Source organism: Gulosibacter sediminis (genome assembly GCF_014904065.1).
GTDB lineage: Bacteria > Actinomycetota > Actinomycetes > Actinomycetales > Microbacteriaceae > Gulosibacter > Gulosibacter sediminis.
Map to the genome: position 1 here is coordinate 30,784 of NZ_JACXJG010000024.1, position 20,367 is coordinate 51,150.

20 protein-coding genes and 3 pseudogenes are annotated in these 20,367 nt (G+C 66.9%); 14 read left to right on the top strand and 9 right to left on the bottom strand.

The annotated features are described in order from the left end of the window. From ID132_RS11555 to ID132_RS11580, 6 genes and pseudogenes are all read left to right on the top strand, one after another. Positions 1-797 (top strand): CPBP family intramembrane glutamic endopeptidase (locus ID132_RS11555; RefSeq protein ID WP_211198409.1); only part of this gene is annotated, 797 nt, incomplete at its 5' end. A 74-nt stretch (positions 798-871) separates the two neighbouring features. Further along, positions 872-2,788, top strand: coding sequence for a translational GTPase TypA (gene typA / locus ID132_RS11560; RefSeq protein WP_193128680.1), 1,917 nt, complete (start codon positions 872-874; stop codon positions 2,786-2,788). A gap of 4 nt (positions 2,789-2,792) precedes the next feature. Continuing rightward, the gene (locus ID132_RS11565) at positions 2,793-3,206 is read left to right on the top strand and encodes a hypothetical protein (RefSeq protein WP_125106183.1); all 414 of its coding nucleotides are present in this window, start codon (positions 2,793-2,795) and stop codon (positions 3,204-3,206) included. A 44-nt stretch (positions 3,207-3,250) separates the two neighbouring features. Then, positions 3,251-3,528, top strand: a pseudogene (locus ID132_RS11570) (4Fe-4S dicluster domain-containing protein). Positions 3,529-3,530: 2 nt separating this feature from the next. Further along, positions 3,531-4,652, top strand: a complete 1,122-nt coding sequence (gene dapC, locus ID132_RS11575; protein ID WP_125106181.1) for a succinyldiaminopimelate transaminase — start codon at positions 3,531-3,533, stop codon at positions 4,650-4,652. Positions 4,653-4,829: 177 nt separating this feature from the next. After that, positions 4,830-6,076: pseudogene (locus ID132_RS11580) on the top strand (citrate synthase). A gap of 72 nt (positions 6,077-6,148) precedes the next feature. On the opposite strand, the gene dapD reads toward ID132_RS11580, so the two are convergent. Next, positions 6,149-7,093: a 2,3,4,5-tetrahydropyridine-2,6-dicarboxylate N-succinyltransferase gene (gene dapD, locus ID132_RS11585; protein WP_125106179.1), complete on the bottom strand. Its 945-nt coding sequence runs from the start codon at positions 7,091-7,093 to the stop codon at positions 6,149-6,151. A 51-nt stretch (positions 7,094-7,144) separates the two neighbouring features. On the opposite strand from dapD, the gene dapE reads away from it, so the two are divergent. The 3 genes from dapE to ID132_RS11600 are packed head-to-tail and all read left to right on the top strand — an operon-like array spanning position 7,145 to position 11,373. Then, on the top strand, positions 7,145-8,293 hold the full coding sequence (gene dapE / locus ID132_RS11590) for a succinyl-diaminopimelate desuccinylase (protein WP_125106178.1): 1,149 nt from the start codon (positions 7,145-7,147) through the stop codon (positions 8,291-8,293). Further along, on the top strand, positions 8,290-9,576 hold the full coding sequence (locus ID132_RS11595) for a hypothetical protein (RefSeq protein WP_125106177.1): 1,287 nt from the start codon (positions 8,290-8,292) through the stop codon (positions 9,574-9,576). Before dapE ends, ID132_RS11595 begins: the two co-directional genes overlap by 4 nt. Before the next feature lie 9 nt (positions 9,577-9,585). Further along, positions 9,586-11,373 (top strand): AMP-binding protein, encoded by a 1,788-nt coding sequence (locus ID132_RS11600; RefSeq protein WP_125106176.1) that lies wholly within the window; start codon positions 9,586-9,588, stop codon positions 11,371-11,373. Positions 11,374-11,434: 61 nt separating this feature from the next. Here ID132_RS11600 and ID132_RS11605 read toward each other — a convergent pair whose 3' ends face one another. Then, a complete protein-coding gene (locus tag ID132_RS11605; protein WP_125106175.1) occupies positions 11,435-12,028 on the bottom strand; it encodes a superoxide dismutase in 594 nt (197 codons plus the stop codon). Positions 12,029-12,264: 236 nt separating this feature from the next. Here ID132_RS11605 and ID132_RS11610 point away from each other — a divergent pair, with 236 nt between their 5' ends. Then, on the top strand, positions 12,265-12,435 hold the full coding sequence (locus ID132_RS11610) for a DUF3117 domain-containing protein (protein ID WP_125106174.1): 171 nt from the start codon (positions 12,265-12,267) through the stop codon (positions 12,433-12,435). 62 nt (positions 12,436-12,497) lie between these two features. On the opposite strand, the gene ID132_RS11615 is transcribed toward ID132_RS11610, so the two are convergent. Further along, entirely contained in the window at positions 12,498-13,133 is a 636-nt protein-coding gene (locus ID132_RS11615) for an O-methyltransferase (protein ID WP_125106173.1), read from the bottom strand. 23 nt (positions 13,134-13,156) lie between these two features. On the opposite strand from ID132_RS11615, the gene ID132_RS11620 reads away from it, so the two are divergent. Beyond that, complete coding sequence (locus ID132_RS11620; RefSeq protein ID WP_125106172.1) at positions 13,157-13,582, top strand: twin-arginine translocase TatA/TatE family subunit; 426 nt, start codon at positions 13,157-13,159, stop codon at positions 13,580-13,582. Positions 13,583-13,589: 7 nt separating this feature from the next. Here the strand turns inward: ID132_RS11620 and ID132_RS11625 are convergent, their stop codons facing one another. From ID132_RS11625 to ID132_RS14985, 3 genes are read right to left on the bottom strand one after another with little or no spacing between them, the layout of a single operon-like run. Further along, positions 13,590-14,702 (bottom strand): P-loop NTPase, encoded by a 1,113-nt coding sequence (locus tag ID132_RS11625; protein WP_125106171.1) that lies wholly within the window; start codon positions 14,700-14,702, stop codon positions 13,590-13,592. Further along, positions 14,695-15,276, bottom strand: a complete 582-nt coding sequence (locus ID132_RS11630) for a DUF1003 domain-containing protein (protein WP_328744390.1) — start codon at positions 15,274-15,276, stop codon at positions 14,695-14,697. The genes ID132_RS11625 and ID132_RS11630 overlap by 8 nt, the downstream gene beginning before the upstream one ends. After that, positions 15,269-16,645: a magnesium transporter MgtE N-terminal domain-containing protein gene (locus tag ID132_RS14985; RefSeq protein WP_125106170.1), complete on the bottom strand. Its 1,377-nt coding sequence runs from the start codon at positions 16,643-16,645 to the stop codon at positions 15,269-15,271. The genes ID132_RS11630 and ID132_RS14985 overlap by 8 nt, the downstream gene beginning before the upstream one ends. Positions 16,646-16,703: 58 nt before the next feature. On the opposite strand from ID132_RS14985, the gene ID132_RS11640 reads away from it, so the two are divergent. The 3 genes and pseudogenes from ID132_RS11640 to ID132_RS15355 form a co-directional block, all read left to right on the top strand. Beyond that, positions 16,704-17,477 carry a YflT domain-containing protein gene (locus ID132_RS11640; RefSeq protein ID WP_193128681.1) on the top strand — a complete coding sequence of 258 codons (774 nt, stop codon included), beginning with the start codon at positions 16,704-16,706 and terminating at the stop codon, positions 17,475-17,477. A gap of 123 nt (positions 17,478-17,600) precedes the next feature. Next, positions 17,601-17,963: a PadR family transcriptional regulator gene (locus tag ID132_RS11645; RefSeq protein ID WP_125106168.1), complete on the top strand. Its 363-nt coding sequence runs from the start codon at positions 17,601-17,603 to the stop codon at positions 17,961-17,963. Positions 17,964-17,995: 32 nt separating this feature from the next. After that, positions 17,996-18,154 (top strand): annotated as a pseudogene (locus tag ID132_RS15355) (permease prefix domain 1-containing protein); the annotation flags it as partial. 153 nt (positions 18,155-18,307) lie between these two features. On the opposite strand, the gene ID132_RS14480 reads toward ID132_RS15355, so the two are convergent. The 3 genes from ID132_RS14480 to ID132_RS11655 all read right to left on the bottom strand — a co-directional run. Beyond that, positions 18,308-18,442, bottom strand: a complete 135-nt coding sequence (locus ID132_RS14480) for a hypothetical protein (RefSeq protein WP_268898532.1) — start codon at positions 18,440-18,442, stop codon at positions 18,308-18,310. Between the two features lie 6 nt (positions 18,443-18,448). Next, positions 18,449-18,898, bottom strand: coding sequence for a hypothetical protein (locus ID132_RS11650; protein ID WP_193128682.1), 450 nt, complete (start codon positions 18,896-18,898; stop codon positions 18,449-18,451). A gap of 51 nt (positions 18,899-18,949) precedes the next feature. Next, on the bottom strand, positions 18,950-20,367 hold a 1,418-nt coding region (locus ID132_RS11655; RefSeq protein ID WP_211198410.1), incomplete at its 5' end, for an aminopeptidase P family protein.

The window sequence follows — 20,367 nt, forward strand, 5'->3', positions numbered from 1 at the left end:
GCGGGGTGGATGTTGTGGTGGCGCGGCGGCGCCTGCGGTGGGAAATCGCGATCGTGCTGTCGCTGTCGTTGTTGCCGTCGGCGCTCTATGCCGTGCTCGACCTCGTCGAACTCGCGTTATCGACCACACCGGTGGCGGATGCGCAAACCACGTTGAACCCGCAGGTGTCCGACACCGCGATCCTCGACACACTCAACCGGGTGGTGCGCTTCTTCGCCGGCGTCGCGCCCGTCGCGCTCGTCGTCTGGCTGCTCTGGCAGCGCCACGAAACGGGGTTCCACCGACTCGGACTGAACTGGCGGGGTTGGGGCGACATCGGTCGCGGCGCGCTCCTCGCCGCGAGCGTCGGCATCCCGGGTCTCGCGCTCTACGCGGGGTCCCGGCTTGCGGGCTACACGCTTCAGGTCATCGCGGGTGACCCGACTTTCCAATGGGACTCCACCATCGCCCTCGTGCTCTCCGCGGCGCGCGCGGCGCTCATCGAGGAGGTCGTCGTGGTCGCGTATCTCGCGCTGCGGCTGCGCGCCCTCGGCTGGCGCCCCACCGCAATCGTCCTGGCAAGCGCACTGCTGCGCGGAAGCTATCACCTCTACCAGGGCATCCCAATGGCACTCGGCAACGTTGCGATGGGGCTGCTGTTCGCCACCGTCTTCCTCTGGCTGCTCAATCGCAAGCGCGACGCGGGCGAGCCGAAGCGCAGCCGAGTGCTGCCCCTCGTCGTGGCGCACTTCATCCTCGACGCCGTTTCATTTCTTGGCTATCCGTTCGCGCTCGCGCTATTTCCACAGATTTTCTGAGCCCGACCCGGCGAATTCACTACGACCGCGTAGACTGAAGTGTCCGATTCAGGCACAACGAAAGTTCTCCGCGTATGACCGCATCTCCCGCCCGCCGACAGGATCTCCGAAACGTCGCCATCGTGGCACACGTTGACCACGGCAAGACCACGCTGGTTGACGCCATGCTGAAGCAGACCGGAACCTTCGGTGCACACTCCGCCCACGAGGGCGAAGAACGGGTGATGGACTCGAACGACCTCGAGCGCGAGAAGGGCATCACGATCCTCGCGAAGAACACGGCGATCCGCTATGACGGCAAGAACGCCGTCGACGGTCCCGTGACCATCAACGTTGTTGACACCCCCGGCCACGCCGACTTCGGTGGCGAGGTCGAGCGCGCGCTGTCGATGGTGGATGGCGTCGTCCTCCTCGTCGACGCGTCCGAGGGCCCGCTACCGCAGACCCGCTTCGTGCTCCGCAAGGCACTTGAGGCCCTGCTGCCCGTCATCCTCCTCGTGAACAAGACCGACCGCCCGGATGCGCGCATCGAGGAAGTCGTGGGGGAGTCCCAGGACCTCCTGCTCGGCCTCGCGAGCGACCTCGCCGACGACGTGCCCGACCTCGACATCGACTCGCTGCTCGAGTTGCCGGTGCTCTACGCCTCGGGCCGCGCCGGCGCCGCGTCGTACAACCAGCCCGCCAATGGCGAACTGCCAGACAACGACGACCTCGAGCCGCTGTTCGAAGCAATCCTCAAGAACATCCCGGCCCCGACGTTCGACCCCGAGGCGCCGCTCCAGGCGCACGTGACGAACCTCGACTCGTCGCCGTTCCTCGGGCGTCTCGCGCTCCTGCGCATCCACAACGGCACGCTGAAGAAGGGCGAGACCGTCGCTTGGGTACACGGTGACGAGACCCGCACGGTGCGCGTCACCGAGTTGCTCGAGACAAAGGGCCTCGACCGCGTGCCCGCGGAATCGGCTGCGCCCGGCGACATCGTCGCCATCGCGGGTATCGAAGACATCACCATCGGTGACACGATCGCCGACGCCAACGACGTTCGCCCGCTGCCGCAGATCTCGATCGACGAGCCGGCGATCTCGATGACCATCGGCACCAACAACTCGCCGCTCGTCGGCAAGGTGAAGGGCCACAAGCTCACGGCACGCATGCTGAAGGATCGCCTCGACCGCGAGCTCATCGGTAACGTGTCAATCCGCGTCGAGGACATCGGCCGCCCGGACGCGTGGGAGGTGCAGGGTCGAGGCGAGCTCCAGCTCGCGATCCTCATCGAGAACATGCGTCGCGAGGGCTTCGAGCTCACCGCGGGCAAGCCGCAGGTGGTCACCCGCCAGATCGACGGCAAGACCTACGAGCCCTTCGAGCACGCGACCATCGACGTGCCAGAGGAGCACCTCGGCGCGATCACACAGCTCATGGCCGCCCGCAAGGGCCGCATGGAGTCGATGGAGAACCACGGCTCGGGCTGGATCCGCATGGAGTTCACCGTGCCAGCCCGTGGCCTCATTGGTTTCCGCAGCGAGTTCATGACCATCACTCGCGGCACCGGCATCGTCAACTCGATTGCCGGCGAGTACGAGCCCTGGGCGGGCACGATCACGACCCGTACGAACGGCTCGATTGTTGCCGACCGCGCGGGCGTCGTGACCCCGTTNGCCATGATGGGCCTGCAGGAGCGCATGTCGTTCTTCGTTGAGCCGACCGACGAGGTGTACGAGGGCATGGTCGTTGGCGAGAACTCGCGCGCCGACGACATGGACGTCAACATCACGAAGGAAAAGAAGCTCACGAACATGCGCTCCTCGACGTCGGATGAGCTCGAGCGCCTTACGCCGTCGCGCCAGCTCACGCTCGAAGAGTCGCTCGAGTTCGCGCGCGAGGACGAGTGTGTCGAGGTGACGCCCGAGAAGGTGCGCATCCGCAAGATCAACCTCGACGCGAACACGCGTGCCCGGGCAACCGCGCGCGCAAAGCGCGGTGAGGCGTAGGCGGATGCGCCTGAAGCAGGTCGGCGAGCGCGTGCTCTCTTTCGCCGCGTACCTCGTGTTCGGTGTGGTCGCCGGTGCCATTGGCACCGTCGGCCACCGGGCTCGGCTCGAGCTGTGGGGGATCGACCTCTGGCTCGGCATCGTGGTCGCGTTGCTCGGAGTGCTCCTCGTCGCCGTCGGCCTGCGCATGTACCTCGAAGAACGCGCGTGGGTGCTCGCCTACGCAATTGGCGTCGTCGGCGCGGTTTTCATCTTGAGCATGTCCGGAGCCGAGCACTCAGTGCTCGTGCCGGCCAGTGCATCCGGATTCGGCGTCGGCGAAATCTGGACGTTCGGCTCGGCGATCGCCGCGTTCTCACCGGTGATTTGGCCGGATGTGCGGGGCGCCAAACGCGAGGCCGCCGTCCGCAAGGGATAGGCTGGAAGCAGTCCCATTCGAACCACACTCAAGGAGATTCGGTCGTGACGTACGTGATCGCGCTGCCCTGTGTCGATGTGAAGGACCGCGCCTGCGTGGATGAGTGTCCTGTCGACTGCATCTACNTGGTGCGTGCGAGCCGGTCTGCCCCGTCGAAGCTATCTACTACGAAGACGACCTTCCCGAAGAATGGTCGGACTACTACCAGGCCAACGTCGACTTCTTCAACGAATTGGGTTCGCCCGGTGGCGCCGCGAAGCTCGGCCCGCAGTCGTTTGACGTGCCACTGATCGAGGCGCTTCCGCCGCAGGCTGAGGCCTAAGCGTGGGCCTCGGCGCGCTGCCCGAGTACCCCTGGGATCGACTCGCGCCGTACCGCGCCACCGCGGCTGAGCGCGCCGCAGCGGCAGGCGTTGATGTCGTTGACCTCACGGTCGGCTCACCCGTCGACCCGACGCCTCAGCGCATCCGCGACGCCCTCGCCGAGGCGACGGATGCGCACGGCTACCCGACGAGCGCGGGCAGCGCTGCGGCACGGGATGCCGTCGCCGAGTGGTTCGCGCGCGATCGAGGCGTGCCCGGGCTCACCCGTGACGAGGTGCTGCTCACCGTGGGCTCGAAAGAGTTCGTCGCGACCGCTGCGTTCTTCCTGGGCCTCGGCGAGCAGGATGCTGTGGTGCAGCCGGAGGTCGCGTACCCCACCTACGAGATGGGCGCGGTCTTTGCCGGTGCGCAACTCGTGCGCGCAGACGATCCCGCCCACTGGCCCGGCAACACGAAGCTCGTCTGGCTCAACTCGCCGGGCAACCCGAACGGCCGAGTGCTCGATGCTGGTCAGCTGCGCGAAGCCGTGGCACGCGCCCGGGAACTCGGCGCTGTCATCATCAACGACGAGTGCTACGCCGAGCTCGGCTGGGATGCCTGGGCCGACCGCCGCATCCCGTCGATTCTCGATCCCGAGGTCGTCGGCGGCGATCGCACGGGCGTGCTCGCCTGCTCGTCGCTCTCGAAGCGATCCAACCTTGCCGGCTACCGCGCCGCCTACGTCGCAGGCGACGCGGCGGTGCTTGCTCGGCTGCTCGTCGGTCGCAAACACGCCGGACTCATGGTGCCGACACCGGTGCAGCACGCGCTTGTGGCCGCGCTCGGCGACGAGGCGGATGCGCGCGAACAGTACCTGCGCTATCGGCACCGTCGCGAGGCACTGCGGCCGGCGGTGGAGGCGGCGGGCCTGCGCATCGACAATTCCGAGGCCGGTCTCTACCTCTGGGCGACCCGCGGCGAGGATTGCTGGCGTACTGTCGAGTGGTTCGCGCAGCTCGGCATCGTGATCGGCCCAGGCGAGTTCTACGGCGACGCCGGACGCCAGCACGTGCGCCTCACGCTGACGGCGTCAGACGAGGCCATCGCCGAGGCCGTTCGGCGCCTTGCCCACTCATCGTTGTAGTGAACGTCAATCACTTCCGGGCAATTGTTGTGCAACCCGTGAACACGGTGTCCGGGCGAGTAGGCTAGACGAGGCGCTGCCCGTTACGAGCGGCTTGTGCCACCTTGCCCCACCTATCCAGGAGGTTTTGTGAGCGAGCAGAACGCGAACCAGGATGCACCGAAGAACGTTGCAACCCTGAACTACCCCGGTGGCACCGCCGAGTTCCCAATCCTTGAAGCAACCGAAGGCCGCGACGCGATTGATGTGTCGACCTTCATGAAGCAGACCGGGTACACCGCCCTCGACTACGGCTTCGTCAACACGGCGTCGACGCAGTCGAACATCACCTACATTGACGGTGACAAGGGCATTTTGCGCTATCGCGGGTATCCCATCGAACAGCTGGCGAAGGGTTCGACCTTCCTCGAGGTCGCCTACCTGCTGATCTATGGCAATCTGCCGAGCGAAAGCGAATATCAGGACTTCGAGCAGCGCGTCACTCGCCACACGCTGCTTCACGAAGACCTCAAGATGCTCTTCGACGCGCTGCCGTTTAGCGCGCACCCGATGTCGGTGCTGTCGAGCGCCGTCGCGGCCCTCGCGACGTACTACGAGGACTCGCTGTCAGTGAAGGACCCCGAGGCNAGCTTCCTGTGATCGCGGCCTACGCGCACAAAAAGTCGGTCGGCCAGGCATTCATGTACCCCGACAACTCGCTCAGCTTTGTCGAGAACTTCCTCAAGCTCAACTTCGGCAACTACGCCGAGCCCTACGAGGTCAATCCGGTGCTGTCGCGCGCCCTCGACCGGCTGCTCATCCTGCACGCCGACCACGAGCAGAACGCGTCGACCTCGACTGTGCGCCTCGTCGGCTCGACTGAAGCGAACATCTACGCCTCGATTTCGGCCGGCATTTCGGCGCTCTACGGCCCCCTGCACGGTGGTGCGAACGAGGCCGTGCTGACGATGCTCGGCGAGATCCGCGACTCGGGCGACGGCGTCGCTCGCTTCGTGCAGCGAGTCAAGGACAAGGAAGACGGCGTGCGCCTCATGGGCTTCGGCCACCGGGTGTACAAGAGCTACGACCCGCGCGCGAAACTCGTCAAGGAGTCGGCCGACGAGGTGCTCGGGGCGCTCGGCGTCGCTGATCCGCTACTTGAGATTGCCATGGAGCTCGAGCAGGTCGCCCTCAACGACAGCTACTTCCAGGACCGTCGCCTGTACCCGAACGTCGACTTCTACACCGGCATTATCTATAAGGCGATGGGCTTCCCTACCCGGATGTTCACCCCGCTGTTCGCGATCGGTCGCCTGCCCGGGTGGATTGCCCAGTGGCGCGAGCAGAACCTCGACCCGAAGTCGAAGATCGGCCGCCCGCAGCAGCTCTACCTCGGCGAGACAGAGCGCGAGTACCCGCAGGGCCGCGACTTCATCACTCGCTAAGCAGCGCACGCAACAACGGCGCCCGACTCCCGAAGGAGTTGGCGCCGTTTCTGCGTGTCGGGGCGCGCTGACCTAGTGCAGGGCCGCGTTGAGTTCGATGCCGGTACCGTCGCGAGAGACGACCTCGACGGCGCCCGAGAGCGAGTTGCGGCGGAACAGCAGATTGGGCGTGCCCGAGAGTTCGACGGCCTTCACCGTCGAGCCGTCGCCGAGGCGCACCTTCGTGCCGGCCGTCACATAGAGGCCGGCCTCGACGATGCAGTCGTCACCAATCGAAATGCCGACGCCTGAGTTCGCGCCGAGCAGCGACCGCTCGCCAACGCGAACGCGCTGCGTGCCGCCGCCGGAAAGCGTGCCCATGATCGAAGCGCCGCCGCCGATGTCGCTGCCCTCACCGACGACGACGCCCTGCGAGATCCGGCCCTCAACCATCGAGGTGCCGAGCGTGCCGGCGTTGAAATTGACGAAGCCCTCGTGCATGACGACGGTGCCGGGCGCGAGGTGGGCGCCGAGGCGCACGCGTCCGCCGTCGCCGATGCGCACGCCGTCGGGAATCACGTAGTCGAGCAGGCGGGGGAACTTGTCGACGGCATAGACCTGGATGCCCTCGCGGCGCAGGAGCGCGCGGCGCGAGGCCGCGAACTCGGGACTCGTCGGGCCGACATTCGTCCAGGCATTTGTCGGCAGGTGGCCGAAGATGCCGTCAAGGTTGAGTTCGTTCGGCCGCACAAGCAGCAGCGAGAGCAGGTGCAGGCGCAGGTAGGCGTCCTGCGTCGAGGCGACGGTGGCGTCGAGGTCGATTTCGACGACGACGGGCGTCTGGCGCACGCCGCGGCGCGCATCGACGCGTGCGGCGGCCTCGAGCTCGCGGGGCGCGATCGACCGGTCGCGGCTTGAGGGGATGCTGCCGAGTTGCGGGGCGGGGAACCAACAGTCGAGCATCTGCCCGGCTTCTGTCAGGGTTGCCAGGCCGTCGGCCCAGGCAAGACGTGCGGGGGCGTTCGAAGAATCGGTCATGCCATTAAGCCTACCGAGGTCGCACACTCGCAACGCCTTAGACTGGTGCGCATGCCCGCACTGACGACGGATGGATCCCTTGACCTGACCGCAGATGTCGTGGATCTCACGCAGACGATCTGCGATATCCCTTCGGAATCGGGTCGCGAGGCGACGCTCGCCGACACGCTCGAAGAGGCGTTGCGCCGGCTGTCGCACCTCCGGGTGCTGCGCCATGGCAACACGGTCATTGCCCGCACCGAGCTCGGACGGGCGCAGCGCGTCGCGATCGCGGGGCACATCGACACCGTGCCGATCAACAAGAATCTGCCGACGTCGTTCACGACGTTGAGCGAAGGTGAAGCGGCCTCGGCTGTTCCCGCCGCTAAACCAGGGGAGTACCTCGTCGGGCGTGGCACGGTCGACATGAAGGCCGGCGTCGCGGTGCAGCTTAAACTCGCGGCCGAGCTGCGTGAGCCGATCGCTGACATCACCTGGCTCTGGTACGACAACGAAGAGGTCGCCTCCGACGCGAACGGCCTCGGCAAGCTCGCGGCGACCCACCCCGAGCTGTTCGAGGCCGACTTCGCGATTCTCGGCGAGCCCACGAGCGCGCGCGTCGAGGGCGGCTGCAATGGCTCAATTCGTGCCGAGGTCGTGACTCGCGGCCGTCGCGCCCACTCAGCGCGCTGGTGGGTGGGGCACAACGCGATCCACGACGCGTCCGAGGTGCTTCGCCGCCTTGCCGAGTACGAGCCAGACGACGTGCCCGTCGAGGGCCTCACGTTCCGCGAGGGGCTCAACGCCGTCAGCATCACCGGAGGCATTGCCGGCAACGTCATTCCCGACGAGTGCCGTGTGCACGTCAATTACCGCTTCGCACCCGACAAGTCGCTCGATGAGGCCGAGGCACGCCTGGCTGAGGTGTTCGACGGTTTCGAACTCGAGTGCCTCGACCGCTCGCCGGCCGCGCGCCCAGGCCTGGATGCGCCCCTCGCGCTCTCGTTCCTCGCGAGCGTCGGCGGTGAGCCCGTGGCCAAGCAGGGGTGGACCGACGTCGCCCGCTTCAGCGCGCTCGGGGTACCCGCCGTGAATTATGGGCCGGGCGACCCGCAGAAGGCCCACGCCGACGACGAGCGCGTGCTCGTCGACGAAATTCGCGCGGTCGAGGCCGGCCTGCGCTCGTGGCTCACCGGCGCGAATGCGGAGGTCGTTGCTTGAGCATCCGTGCTGCACTGCCGACCTTACCCGCGCGCTACGTGTCGCCGGCGGTCGATCGCCGCGACTTCGAGATCACGAGAATCCCCGCTACCGGCCCCATCCTCAACTGGTGGCGCGGCGTGCCCGCATGGCTCAAGGTCGTGCTCATCTACGTGGCCTCGCGCGTGGTGACGACTCTCGTGATGCTCATCTACGCAAGCAACCAGGAGGAGACCTGGCAGACACCGTCAAACCCTAGTTACTTCACCTTCGCGAATATCTGGGACGGCGAGTGGTACTCCTACATCGCCTTCTCCGGGTATCCGACCGAGCTGCCAGTGAACGAGCAGGGGCTCGTCACCGAGAACGCGTGGGCGTTCATGCCGGTCTATCCGTTCCTCGTGCGCGGTATCTCGATCATGACGACGCTGCCGTTCGAGGTCTGCGCAGTGCTCGTGTCAGCCGTTGCGGGCCTGGGCGTCGCCCTCGGCTTCTTCAAGTTGCTGCGCCGATTCGTGAGCCAGAACGTGGCGATCTTCGCGGTGACGCTGCTCTGCATCGGGCCCGTCTCGCCGCTGTTCCAGGTGGCCTACGCCGAGAGCCTCCACCTCTGGATGCTCGTGACGCTGCTCAACCTGCTGGTCGAGCGGCGCTGGCTGCTGATGCTGCCGCTCGTCGCGATCGCCTCGTTCACCCGCCCCACGGGACTCGCGTGGGCGTTCACGTTATTCCTCTATATCCTCTACCGCTACTGGAACCGCTACCGAGCGCGGGTGGAGCGCTTCGACCGCCGGGAACAACAGCGCGCGTGGTTGGCGGCGATCTTCTCGGGCATTATGGGGCTTGCGTGGCTCATCGTCGCCGCTGTCGCAACGGGGCGCTTCGACGCGTATCTCGAGACCGAATTTGCGTGGCGCCGGCACTACACCGGCGGGGTACACACGCCCCCGTTCACTGCCTGGTTCTTTGGCGCCGACTTCTGGTTCGGGCCGGTGGTTGGCGCGCTGCTCGTCCTCGCCATCGTCGCGGTCATGATCATCTGGTTTGGCTCACGCACACTGAGCCGCTTCGGCATTGAGATTCGGCTGTGGGGCATCGCCTACTTCAGCTACATCTTCGCCGTGTTCTTTCCACAGTCGTCGACGTTTCGGCTCCTATTCCCGCTGTTCCCGGCCGCCGCGCCGCTTGCCCTGCCGCGATCTCCGCTCTATCGGGTACTCGTTTCGCTGGTCGCGTTCCTCTCGCAGGTACTCTGGCTGCACTGGATGTGGTTTGTCATCGGACGCGACTGGACCCCGCCGTAAACTGGCGAAATGGACCCCACCGCAACTCCCGCATCCACCGATACCGAGCGCTTTCGGGCCGCCCGCGACCTCCTCTTGCGCCACCGCACCGACGCGGCCGCCGCGCAGGCGGAGTTCGCCTGGCCCGAGGTGAGTGACGCCTTCAACTGGGCACACGACTGGTTCGATGTCATCGCCGACAATAACCACGACACCGCGCTTTGGATCGTCGAAGATGACGAATCTGAGGCGAAATACTCATTCGACATGCTGCGGCGGCGCTCAAATCAGGTCGCGCGCTGGCTGCTCGAGCTCGGGGTGCGCCCGGGCGAAGCCGTCATGCTCATGCTGGCGAACCGGGTCGAGCTGTGGGAATCAATGCTCGCCGTGCTGAAGCTCGGTGCCGTCGTCATGCCGACCGCGGTCGTGCTCGCCTCGGGTGACCTCGAGGACCGTGTGCAGCGCGGCGAGGCGAAGTGGGTCATCACCGACGAAGCCGACGCCGAGAAGTTTGACTGGTTCGAGGGCGACATCAAGGTCATCGCGGTGCCCAAGGCGCGGGGGCCCGAGCGTGTCGCGATCGGCATCAGCAACGACGTTGACCTGAACCGAGAGCGGCACGACTATTCGGCCTCCGAGGGCGTTTCGGATGCGCCGATCGAGCGGGGCGCGGGCGGCGACGCTCCGGCGCTCGCCTACTTTACGTCGGGCACGACTTCGAAGCCGAAGATCGTGATTCACTCGCACCGCTCGTACCCGATCGGCCACCTCAGCACAATGTATTGGATCGGCGTGCAGCCGGGCGACACGCACATGGTCATCTCGTCGCCGGGCTGGGCGAAGCATGCGTGGAGCGCGTTCTTCGGGCCGTGGATCGCCGAGGCCGCGATCTACGTCGACAATTACGCGAAGTTTGACCCCGACCAGCTGCTGCAGCATCTCGAGCGCGCGGGCGTGAACACCTTCTGCGCGCCGCCGACCGTTTGGCGCATGCTCATCAAGCACGGCCAGACGCAGCGGCCCTCGGGGCTGCGCGAGGTCATCTCGGCGGGCGAGCCGCTGAATCCCGAGGTGATCGCGCGCATCCGCGAATGGTGGGGTCTCGAGATCCGCGACGGCTACGGCCAGACCGAGATGACCGCGGCGATCGGCAACCCGCCCGGCTCGGTGGTGGCACCGGGCTCGATGGGCAAGGCCCTGCCGGGCATCCGCGCCGTGCTCGTCGACCAGCACACCGACGAGCGCATCCCCGACGACCGGATGCGCGTCGAGGGCGAGGTGTGCATCGACTTGACCGACGGCGGGCCGATCTCGATCATGTCGGGCTATTTCGGTAACGACAAGGCGACCGAGGATCGGCGCCGCGGCGGTGTGTTCCACACTGGCGACGTCGCGCAGCGCGACGATGCCGGCCGGCTCACGTTCGTGGGCCGCACCGACGACATCTTCAAGTCGAGCGACTACAAGGTCTCCCCGTTCGAGGTCGAGTCGGCGCTGATCGAGCACGAGTTCGTGGCCGAGGCTGCGGTGGTCGGCGCGCCCGACGACACCCGCCTCAACATCACGAAGGCGTACATCCAGCTCGCCCCGGGCCGCGAGCCGAGCGCCGACGTCGCCTTCGCGATTCTCAAGCACGCGCGCGAGTCGCTGCCGCCGTTCCTTCGCGCCCGCCGCATCGAGTTCTATGAGCTGCCGAAGACCGCAAGTGGCAAGATCCGCCGCGTCGAATTGCGCGACCGCGAGCAGCAGTTTGCGCGCCGCAACGAGCGCATCCCGAACGAGTATCGGGAGTCTGACTTCCCTGGCCTGAAGGGCTAGCGAGGCGGAAAACGGATGAGGGCGGGTGACAATTGCCACCCGCCCTCATGTACCAGCGGAATTACTTCGCGGCGTCGATGCGCTCGGCGACGTTCTTCCAGTTGACGATGTTCCAGAACGCCTTGACGTAGTCGGGCTTGACGTTGAGGTAGTCAAGGTAGAAGGCGTGCTCCCACATGTCGAGCATGAGCAGCGGTGTGACGCCGAATGGCACGTTGCCCTGCTGGTCGAAGAGCTGGAACGTCGAGACGTTGCCGGTTACGTTGTCGCGGCCGAGCACAGCCCAGCCCGAGCCCTGGATGCCGAGGGCAGCTGCGGTGAACTGCGCCTGGAACTTCTCGAGGCCACCGAACTCGGTGTCGAGCAGCTCCTTGGCCGAGCCAGCCGGCTCCTCGTAGTCGGGGGTGAGGTTGGTCCAGAAGATCGAGTGGTTGTTCACGCCGCCGGCGTTGAACGCGAGGTCCTTCTCGAGCTTGTTGATGTTCGCGAAGTCGCCCTTGTCGCGGGCGTCAGCGAGCTGCTCGAGAGCGGTGTTCGCGCCCTTCACATAGGTCGCGTGGTGCTTGTCGTGGTGCAGCTCCATGATCTTGCCCGAAATGTGGGGCTCGAGAGCGCTGTAGTCGTAAGGAAGGTCGGGAAGCGTGAACTCAGCCATTAGAAGGCATTTCCTTTCGTAGGGACGCGAAACACGATGTCGCGAGACAGAGTTAATCAACGGGTGTGCCGGATCAACTTCCTCGAGACTATCGCCTGCTTCTTGATGCAACCCGACCGGTCCGAAAATCATTCCCACGCATGGTTTATGACGCAAGTGAAGGCCATTCATCGGCGCCATTGCAGGGAAGTGGGATAATAGGAGTCGTCCCTACAACTACGGAAGGCAGAAGACTCATGGCTGCAATGAAGCCGCGCACTGGCGACGGACCAATGGAAGCGGTCCGCGAGGGCCGACTCATCATCGTACGGGTACCGCTGGAGGGTGGCGGCCGTTTGGTCGTGTCTGTCAACGACGACGAGGCGAAGGAGCTCGCCTCGGCACTGAGTGGCGCCGTCGAGAGCTAGGTTACTGACGAGAACGAGGGGCGCGCATCCAAGCGGATGCGTGCCCCTCGTTCGCGGTTCGGCTAGCGCCGGGCGGGGGTCGTGAGCTGCAGCACCCCACCGTCGAGGGGTAGCACCGAGCAAATGAGGTCGGGGTGGCGCCCGAACTCGCGAATCAGGGCGCGCAGGGAGTTCGTGACGGGGTCACGGCGCGCCGGGTCGGCGACGCGGCCCGAGTTGAGGGCGTTGAGGGCAAGGATGCTGCCGCCCGAGCGGATCACGCGCAGCGCGTGCTGCAGGTGTGCGGCGATGTGCTCGAGATCGCTCGCGATGAGCACGAGGTCATAGCTCGACTCGCTCATGCGGGGGAGTACCACGCGCGGGTCGCCGCTGATATTGCGGATCCAGGCCGGAGCGTGCCCCGCTTGGAGCAGTGAGCGCCGCTCCTGATCGAGCCGTTCGGCATCGTCGTCGATCGATGTGACGGTGGCCTCGGGGGCGCCGCGGTGAAACGCGCAACTCGCCTGCCCCGAAGTCGTGCCGATCTGCATGATCTGCGTCGCACTCGTTGCTGCCGCGAGAAAGGCGAGATGGCTGCCGAGAGTTGGGCTGAGTGCGGGGAGCCCCTCCGCCTGCGCATAGCGACGGGCCGCGAGCTGCGCCTTGGACTCGACTGATTGTTCGTCGAGATAGCGCCTTGCCAGTTCGAATTCGGCCATTGCACCAGGCTACCCTGAAGGGTATGGGCGGATTGACTTTCGAGAAACTTCTCGTGATCGCGGTCATCGCCATGTTCATTTTCGGCCCCGATCGGCTGCCCGGCCTGGCACAGAGCGCGGCGAACCTCGTGAAGCGGGCGCGCCACTGGGTGGACGACACGAAGCAGCGCGTGTCGGACGAAATGGGCACGGACTTCACCGAGGAAGACTGGCGCAAGCTCGACCCACGCCAGTACGATCCTCGTCGCATCGTGCGCGATGCCTGGAACGACGCTGGGCCAACGGCGAGTTCTGGCGCGACGGCGGGCGCCGCGACGGCGGTCGCCGTCGGCACCGCGAGTACCGCAACCGCCGACTCGGCTCCGAGTTGGGCGTCGTCGCTCGGCGCATCCGCGGCCGCTGAACACCTCGTGCCCGGCATGGCACCGTTCGACACCGAGGCGACGTAGCCGCGGCTTAGCTGGGCCGTAGGCCGAGCGAGCGCCCCGCGAGTCCGCGCGGTCGGATCGCGAGGGCCCGCGCCGCCGCCCGCAATGCGACAGCCGCTGGGTCGTCGGGATGCGCGAGCACGATCGGCGTGCCCGCGTCGCCGTCTGTGCGGAGCACCGTCGAGATCGGCACCTGCGTGAGCAGCGGGGCGTCGAGGCGCGACGCGACCTCCTGCCCGCCGCCGGCGCCGAAGAGGTCGAGCGTCTCGCCATTCGGCAGGGTGGCGGGGGAGAGCGTCTCGATGACGCCAACCACGCGCTGGCCGGTCTTCGCGGCGAGCGCCCCAGAGCGCCACGCGACGTCGGCGGCGGCCGGTTGCGGCGTGGTAACCACGACGACTTCGCTGCCTGGCAACAGCTGTGAGAGCGAGATTGCGACATCGCCGGTGCCCGGTGGCAGGTCGAGCAAGAGCACATCAAGCTCGCCGAAGAAGACGTCGCGCAGAAATTGCTCGAGCGTGCGGTGGAGCATCGGCCCGCGCCAGGCGACGATCTCGTCGGGGTCGGGGAGGAACATCCCGATCGACACCGCCTTCACGTCGTGCGCGACGGGCGGCAGCATCAGCTCGCCGACCTGCGTGGGCTGCGTGCCGGACGCCATGCCGAGCAGGCCCGGAATCGAGAAGCCGTAGACATCGGCGTCGACGATGCCGACGGCGAGCCCGTCAGCGGCCATCGCGGCGCCGAGGTTCGCAGTGACGGTGGATTTGCCGACGCCACCCTTGCCACTTGAGACTGCGATCACCCGCGTGAGCGAGTCCTTGCCGAACGGATGCGTCTTCGGCCGCGAGCCGCGCAGTCGCGCCGTCAGCGCATCCCGCTGCTCGCGGGTCATGACGCCGACGCTGAGGTCGTACGGGTCGGTGCCGATCGCGCGCTCGATGGCGGCCCGCACGTCGCGCTCGATTTGGGATGCGGCGGGGCAGCCGACGATCGTGAGGCGGAGGTCTATGTGGGCAGGTGCGCCGGACACGGCGGTGACGGCGCCGATCATGTCGAGCTCGGTAAGGGGTCGCCGCAGCTCCGGGTCGATCACGTGCGCGAGCTCGGCGAGAATCCTCGCTGCGCGCGCGTCAGCCATGCTTCGGTGCGCCTCGGCGGTCGGCGGGTGCCTCGGCGTCGACGTCCTCGTCGCCGAGCTCCTCGATGTCCTCGAGCAGGGCGCGGATCTCGGCGCGGATAAAGTCCTTCGACGCGAGCTCGTTCATGAGCATCCGGAGGGCCACGACCTCGCGCGTGAGGTACTCGAGATCGGCGGTGTTGCGCTCGGCGCGTTGGCGGTCTTGCTCGATCTGCACGCGGTCGCGGTCGTCCTGACGATTCTGCGCGAGGAGGAGCATCGGGGCAGCGTAGGACGCCTGCAGCGACAGCGCGAGGGTCAGGGCGATGAAGCCGAGATCGGCGGAGTCGAAGCGCCAGGCGTCGGGCGCGAGCGAGTTCCAGGCGATCCAAGTGACGACGAACAGCGTGAGGATGATGAGGAACGCGGGCGTGCCCATACCGCGGGCGACGGCCTCCATGATGCGGCCGATCAGGTCGCCCTTCGGCTGTTCCTTCTGCTTGCCCCGGTCGCGCGCCTGCTTGCGGTCGCGCCGGGAGGTCTTGGCCGTTTTCGGGACACTCAGGAGGTCGTCATTGCGGTCGATTTCAGCCACGGTCACCTCCCGGCGGTCGGCCGGTGCCGCCGTGGCGCTGACGCACTTCGGTGGCAACGGGGGTGGGGTTTGGATGCTTCGGCAGGGTGATCGCGGCGGTGACCGGGCCGAGGTCGTCGCCATCGTCGGCGGAGGCCTTGGCGCGCCAGTCGTCGGGGAGGATGTGGTCGAGCACGTCGTCGACGGTGATCACGCCGACAAGGCGGTCGTCGTCGTCCACGACGGGGAGCGCGACGAGGTCGTAGCGGGCGAGCGAGCGCACCACGTCGATGTCACGGGTCGAGGTGTGGGCCGGCTCGACGCGATTGTCGAGTATCGACCCGACGCGCTCGTGCGGCGGGTAGCGCAAGAGGCGCTGGAAGTGCACGAGGCCGAGGTAGCGGCCGGTCGGCGGCTCGTACGGCGACGCCGTCACGAACACCGCGGTGGCGAGCGCCGGGGCGATCTCGCTGCGGCGGATGAGCACGAGCGCCTCGGCGATCGTCGTGTCGGCCGAGACGATGATCGGGTCGGTCGTCATGAGGCCACCGGCCGTGTTCGGCTCGAACTCGAGGAGCATGCGCACGTCCTCGGCCTCCTCCGGCTCCATGAGCTCGAGGAGGGCGGCGGACTGCGCCGAGTCGAGGCGGCCGATGAGGTCAGCCGCGTCGTCCGGTTGCATCTGGTCGAGGACGTCGGCAGCGCGCTCCTGGTCGAAGTGCTCGATGATGACGAGCTGGTCGTCCTCGTGCATCTCCTCGAGCACATCCGCGAGCCGCTCATCCGGCATCTCTTCCACGACCGCGAGGCGACGGCTCTCGGGCAACTCGAGCAGCGCATCCGCGAGGTCGCTCGGCTCCATTTCCGAGTGTGCCGTGAGGAACTGCGTGGCCTGGGCCTCGTCGCCGGGCTCGATGTCGAGCTCGATCTCGTCCCAGTCGGCGTAGCGCGTCGGCGCCTTGCCGAAGGTGAACTTCGAGGTGCGGGGGAGGCGCAGGTAGAGCTGGCCGATCGACCACTCGCCGGCGTCGTCCTCCTCGATCGCGACGTCTTCGATCGTCGCGCGAATCTTCTTTTCGCCCAGCGAGACCGTGCGGTCGAGTAGGTCCGCGAGCACGCGCACCTCTTCGCCGCGCTGCTCGAACGTGCGGGTGTCGACCTCGTCCCACTCGACGATGAGCTGGGCGGAGCCGATGGCGGTGACGAGCTGCATCGGCACGAACACGAGGCGGCGCGAACCTGCCGCCTCGACGAGCAGGCCGTTGACGTGGGGTGCGTGCTCGGAGCGGTAATTCACGATGACGTCGCGAAGGCGCCCCACGCGGTCACCGTCGGGATTAAATACCGGGGTGTTGGCGAGGCGCGCGACAAAAACCTTCGATGCACTCACTCGCACAATGCTAGTGGTCTCCCAGAATCTTCTCCGGGTGTGGCGCGATAGTTTTTATATGACATCTCCCGCACCCGGCCTCAACTCGCAATTCCCGACGCTCCCGCAGGGGCGCACCGTCGGGTCATACCAGACCTACGAGGCGGCCAAGCAGGCCGTCGATCTCCTCGTCGCGAACGAGGGCTTCACCGTGCAGGCGATTTCGATCGTCGGCAGCGACCTCCGCTCGGTCGAGCGGGTAACCGGCCGCATGAGCGTCGGCCGCGCCGCGCTCAACGGCGCCATGACGGGTGTGATGATCGGCCTGTTCATGTCGCTCATGTGGATGATCGTGTACCCGATCACGAGCTTCCTCGTGCTCTTCGGCATCTTGCTGCTCTCGATCGCGTTCGGCGTGATCTGGGCGCTCGTCATCTATGCGATGACGCCGAACAAGCGCGAGTTCACCTCGGTGATGCAACTCACCGCGGGCAGCTTCGACCTCGTCGTGCCGAACGAGCTCGCGAACGACGCCGCGAGCATCCTGCGCAGCGGGCACGCGCCCGGGCAGCACGGCGGCTGGGGGCAGCAGGGGCAGCAGGGGCAGGAGCACGGCCAGCAGCCGGAGCAGCCGCAGTGGCCGGGGCAGTCTGGCCCGGCGGGCCAGGGGGAGCAGCCGGGGCAGCAGGCCGCGCCGCAGCAGCCCGGCAACGCGCCGCAGCCGCAGCAGTCCGGGCAGCCCGGCGCGGGAGGCGAGGATGCGCCGAAGCCGGCCGCGCCCGCGGGCCCGCCGAAGACGTATGGCGAAATGCAGGACGAGCTGCGGCGTAAGCAGGAGCGCGGCGAAGCCTAGGTGCATCCGCTACCGCGCGGCGCGAGGGGACTCGTGCCGCGCGGTTTTTCCTCGGCGAAAAGTACTTGATCTGACGTAGTACGTGTGGCAAAGTAACTACTACGTCAGACATAGGAGCACATCATGATCAGCGCCGACGTGATTCGCGGATACGTGGACGTCCTCGTGCTCGAATCACTCCTCGACGAGCCTTCCTACGGCTACGCGATCTCGAAGCGCATCGAGCAATTGGCCCATGGTGAGTACGAGCTCAAGGAGACGACGCTCTACTCGGCGCTGCGCCGACTCGAGAAGAGCGGGGCAATCGCCTCGTTCAAGGGCTCCGAAACGCACGGCCGCGCCCGCACCTACTACCGCTTGACCGGGGCGGGGGTGCGCACCTACCGCGACAAGGTCGACGAGTGGTATCGGACCGTCGACCTCATCCGCCGCTTCATCCGCGACATTCCAGAAACCGATGCATCCAGCCAGCAACAGGGGGCTTAGTCATGGACGCCATCACTACCTACATTGACCACATGTTTCGTGGGCTGCCGCGGAACGCGGAAGTGCTGCGGGCGCGGGGCGAACTCGAGCAGATGAGCCTCGACCGCTTTCACGAGTTGCGCGCCGAGGGCGTGAGCGATAACGAGGCGGTGGGCCGGGTCATCGCGCAGTTCGGCAACCTCGTGGAAATCGCCGACGACCTCGGCATTCGCGAGCAGCTCGGTGCGGCGGTCGACCCGACGCAGCTTGCGTTTGTCGACCGCGCGGAGGGCGAGGCGCTGCTGCGCAGCCGGGGCCGCATGGCGTGGCTAATTGCCGGCGGCGTCGCAGTGATCATGGCGGGTCTATGCCTCACGGTGCTGCTCGAGGGTCGCGACCTGGCCGTGTCGCCCCTGAGCGGCGGGATGTTCCTCGTCACGGTCGCGATCGCCGTCGGGCTCTTTGTGCTTGGTGGCCTGCAGGCGGCCCAGTTCAAGCACCTCGAATCACGGCGCGTGCAGCTCGAAGAACCCTACGAGCAGGAGCTGCGTGGCCGGATGCGCGCGGGGCAGTCGGCGTTCGTGACGCAGCTCGTCGGCGGCATCGTCATCATCATCCTCGGCGTGGCCGCGACCGCCACGCTCGACGGGATGGGGTTCGGCGACGGCAGCGCGGTGTGCATCCTCGTCGGCGTGGCCATTGGCGTCGCGCTGATCCTGCACGGGGCCGTGCGCCGCAGCACGTTCTCGAAGCTGCTCGGCGAGGGCAAGTTCGAGCTGGTCTCGGACGAGCAGCAGAAGTCGAACTCGCTCATCTCGCGTATCGCGGGCCCGTACTGGCTGTTGGCGGTTGCGGTCTTCCTCGTGTGGAGCTTCGGCTGGAATGCCTGGCAGCAATCGTGGCTCGTGTGGCCGGTCGCGGGCATCCTCTTCGCCTTCGTCGCGGCCCTCGTCCACTCGATCCGCAACACCTCGACGCCTAACAGAACACAGTTGAGTGGTCANGGGTTAGCGGTGGGCGGCGAGCCACGCCTCGACGTCGTCGGCCGAGCGGGGGATGCCGGCCGACAGGTTCTCGGCACCGGTCTCGGTCACGACGATGTCGTCCTCGATGCGGACGCCGATGCCGCGCAGCTCCTCGGGCACCGTGAGGTCGCCTGGGTGGAAGTAGAGGCCCGGCTCGATCGTGAACACGTTGCCCGGCTCGAGGATGCCATCGAGGTACATCTCGCGGCGTGCCTGGGCGCAGTCGTGCACGTCGAGGCCGAGGTGGTGGCTGGTGCCGTGCACCATGTAGCGGCGGTGCGGCTGGTGCTCGGGCTTGAGCGCCTCGTCGAGCGACATCGGCAGAATCTCGCCCCAAGCATCCAGCGACTTCGCGATGGAGGCGAGCGCAGTCTCATGCACCTCTCGGAATGTGATGCCGGGCTTGACGATGGCGAACGCGTCGTCGGCCGCCTTGAGTACGGCCTCGTAGACGCGCCGCTGTACCGGCGTGAAGGCGCCGTCGATCGGCATTGTGCGGGTGACATCGGCGGTGTAGTACGAGTCGACCTCGACGCCGGCGTCGACGAGAATCAGGTCGCCCGGCAACACAGGGCCGTCGTTCGTCGACCAGTGTAGGTAGCAGGCGTGCGGGCCCGCGGCAGCGATGGTCGAATAGCCGAGGTCATTGCCTTCGAGGCGTGCCCGGGCCGTGAACGCGCCCTCGACGACGCGTTCGCCTCGAGGATGCTCGGTCGCGCGAGGTAGCGCTCGCAGGATTTCGTCGAAGCCGTTCGAGGTCGCAGCGACGGCGTCGCGCAGCTGCTGCACTTCCCACTCGTCTTTGACGAGGCGCAGCTCGCTGAGCTCTTGCGCGAGCTGCGGGTCAGCCTCGCTCACATCGCCGCGGGTAGCCGAGAACTCACCGAGGTCGCGGGTCGCGATGTCGAGCTGCGCGCTCACCTGCTCGAGCGTCGGGCGTGGGCCGGTCCAGAACTCGCCGATGCCCGGGTTCGCGTAGAACTCGTCGGTGTCGCGGCCCGCGGCCTTGCGGAAGTACAGCGTGACGTTGTGGCCGTCGGCGGTCGGCTCGAACACGAGCAGCGAGCCCGGCACCGTCGCCGAACCCCAGCCGGTGAGGTGCGCGAACGCCGAGTGCGCGCGGTAGGCGTAGTCGTCGTCGTTCGAGCGCACCTTCGTGTCGCCCGCGGCGATGACGAGGCGCTCGCCGTGATGCAGCGCTGAAATGGCGTCGCGGCGGGCCTTGGCGTACGGAGCTACCTCGGAGCGAGGGGTCGGCTCGTCCTGACGGGCCTCCCAGCCCTGCGAAATGTAGTCGCGGAAGAAGGTCGAACCTGGAGTTGTGCTGCGGTTCGCGTTCTTGACCTGTGCGTCGCCTTCTTCGGCGGTGCGGTCGTGGTTGCTCGTGGCGGTTTCACTCA

What these genes read in the sequence shown, in the direction of transcription:
- ID132_RS11620 (WP_125106172.1), top strand. Translation starts at nt 13,157, where the DNA reads ATGGGCGGATTGACTTTCGAGAAACTTCTCGTGATCGCGGTCATCGCC.
- ID132_RS11615 (WP_125106173.1), bottom strand. Translation starts at nt 13,133, where the DNA reads ATGGCCGAATTCGAACTGGCAAGGCGCTATCTCGACGAACAATCAGTC.
- dapD (WP_125106179.1), bottom strand. Translation starts at nt 7,093, where the DNA reads ATGACCGATTCTTCGAACGCCCCCGCACGTCTTGCCTGGGCCGACGGC.
- ID132_RS11610 (WP_125106174.1), top strand. Translation starts at nt 12,265, where the DNA reads ATGGCTGCAATGAAGCCGCGCACTGGCGACGGACCAATGGAAGCGGTC.
- ID132_RS11565 (WP_125106183.1), top strand. Translation starts at nt 2,793, where the DNA reads ATGCGCCTGAAGCAGGTCGGCGAGCGCGTGCTCTCTTTCGCCGCGTAC.
- ID132_RS11600 (WP_125106176.1), top strand. Translation starts at nt 9,586, where the DNA reads ATGGACCCCACCGCAACTCCCGCATCCACCGATACCGAGCGCTTTCGG.
- ID132_RS11645 (WP_125106168.1), top strand. Translation starts at nt 17,601, where the DNA reads ATGATCAGCGCCGACGTGATTCGCGGATACGTGGACGTCCTCGTGCTC.
- ID132_RS11640 (WP_193128681.1), top strand. Translation starts at nt 16,704, where the DNA reads ATGACATCTCCCGCACCCGGCCTCAACTCGCAATTCCCGACGCTCCCG.
- ID132_RS11625 (WP_125106171.1), bottom strand. Translation starts at nt 14,702, where the DNA reads ATGGCTGACGCGCGCGCAGCGAGGATTCTCGCCGAGCTCGCGCACGTG.
- dapE (WP_125106178.1), top strand. Translation starts at nt 7,145, where the DNA reads ATGCCCGCACTGACGACGGATGGATCCCTTGACCTGACCGCAGATGTC.
- ID132_RS11605 (WP_125106175.1), bottom strand. Translation starts at nt 12,028, where the DNA reads ATGGCTGAGTTCACGCTTCCCGACCTTCCTTACGACTACAGCGCTCTC.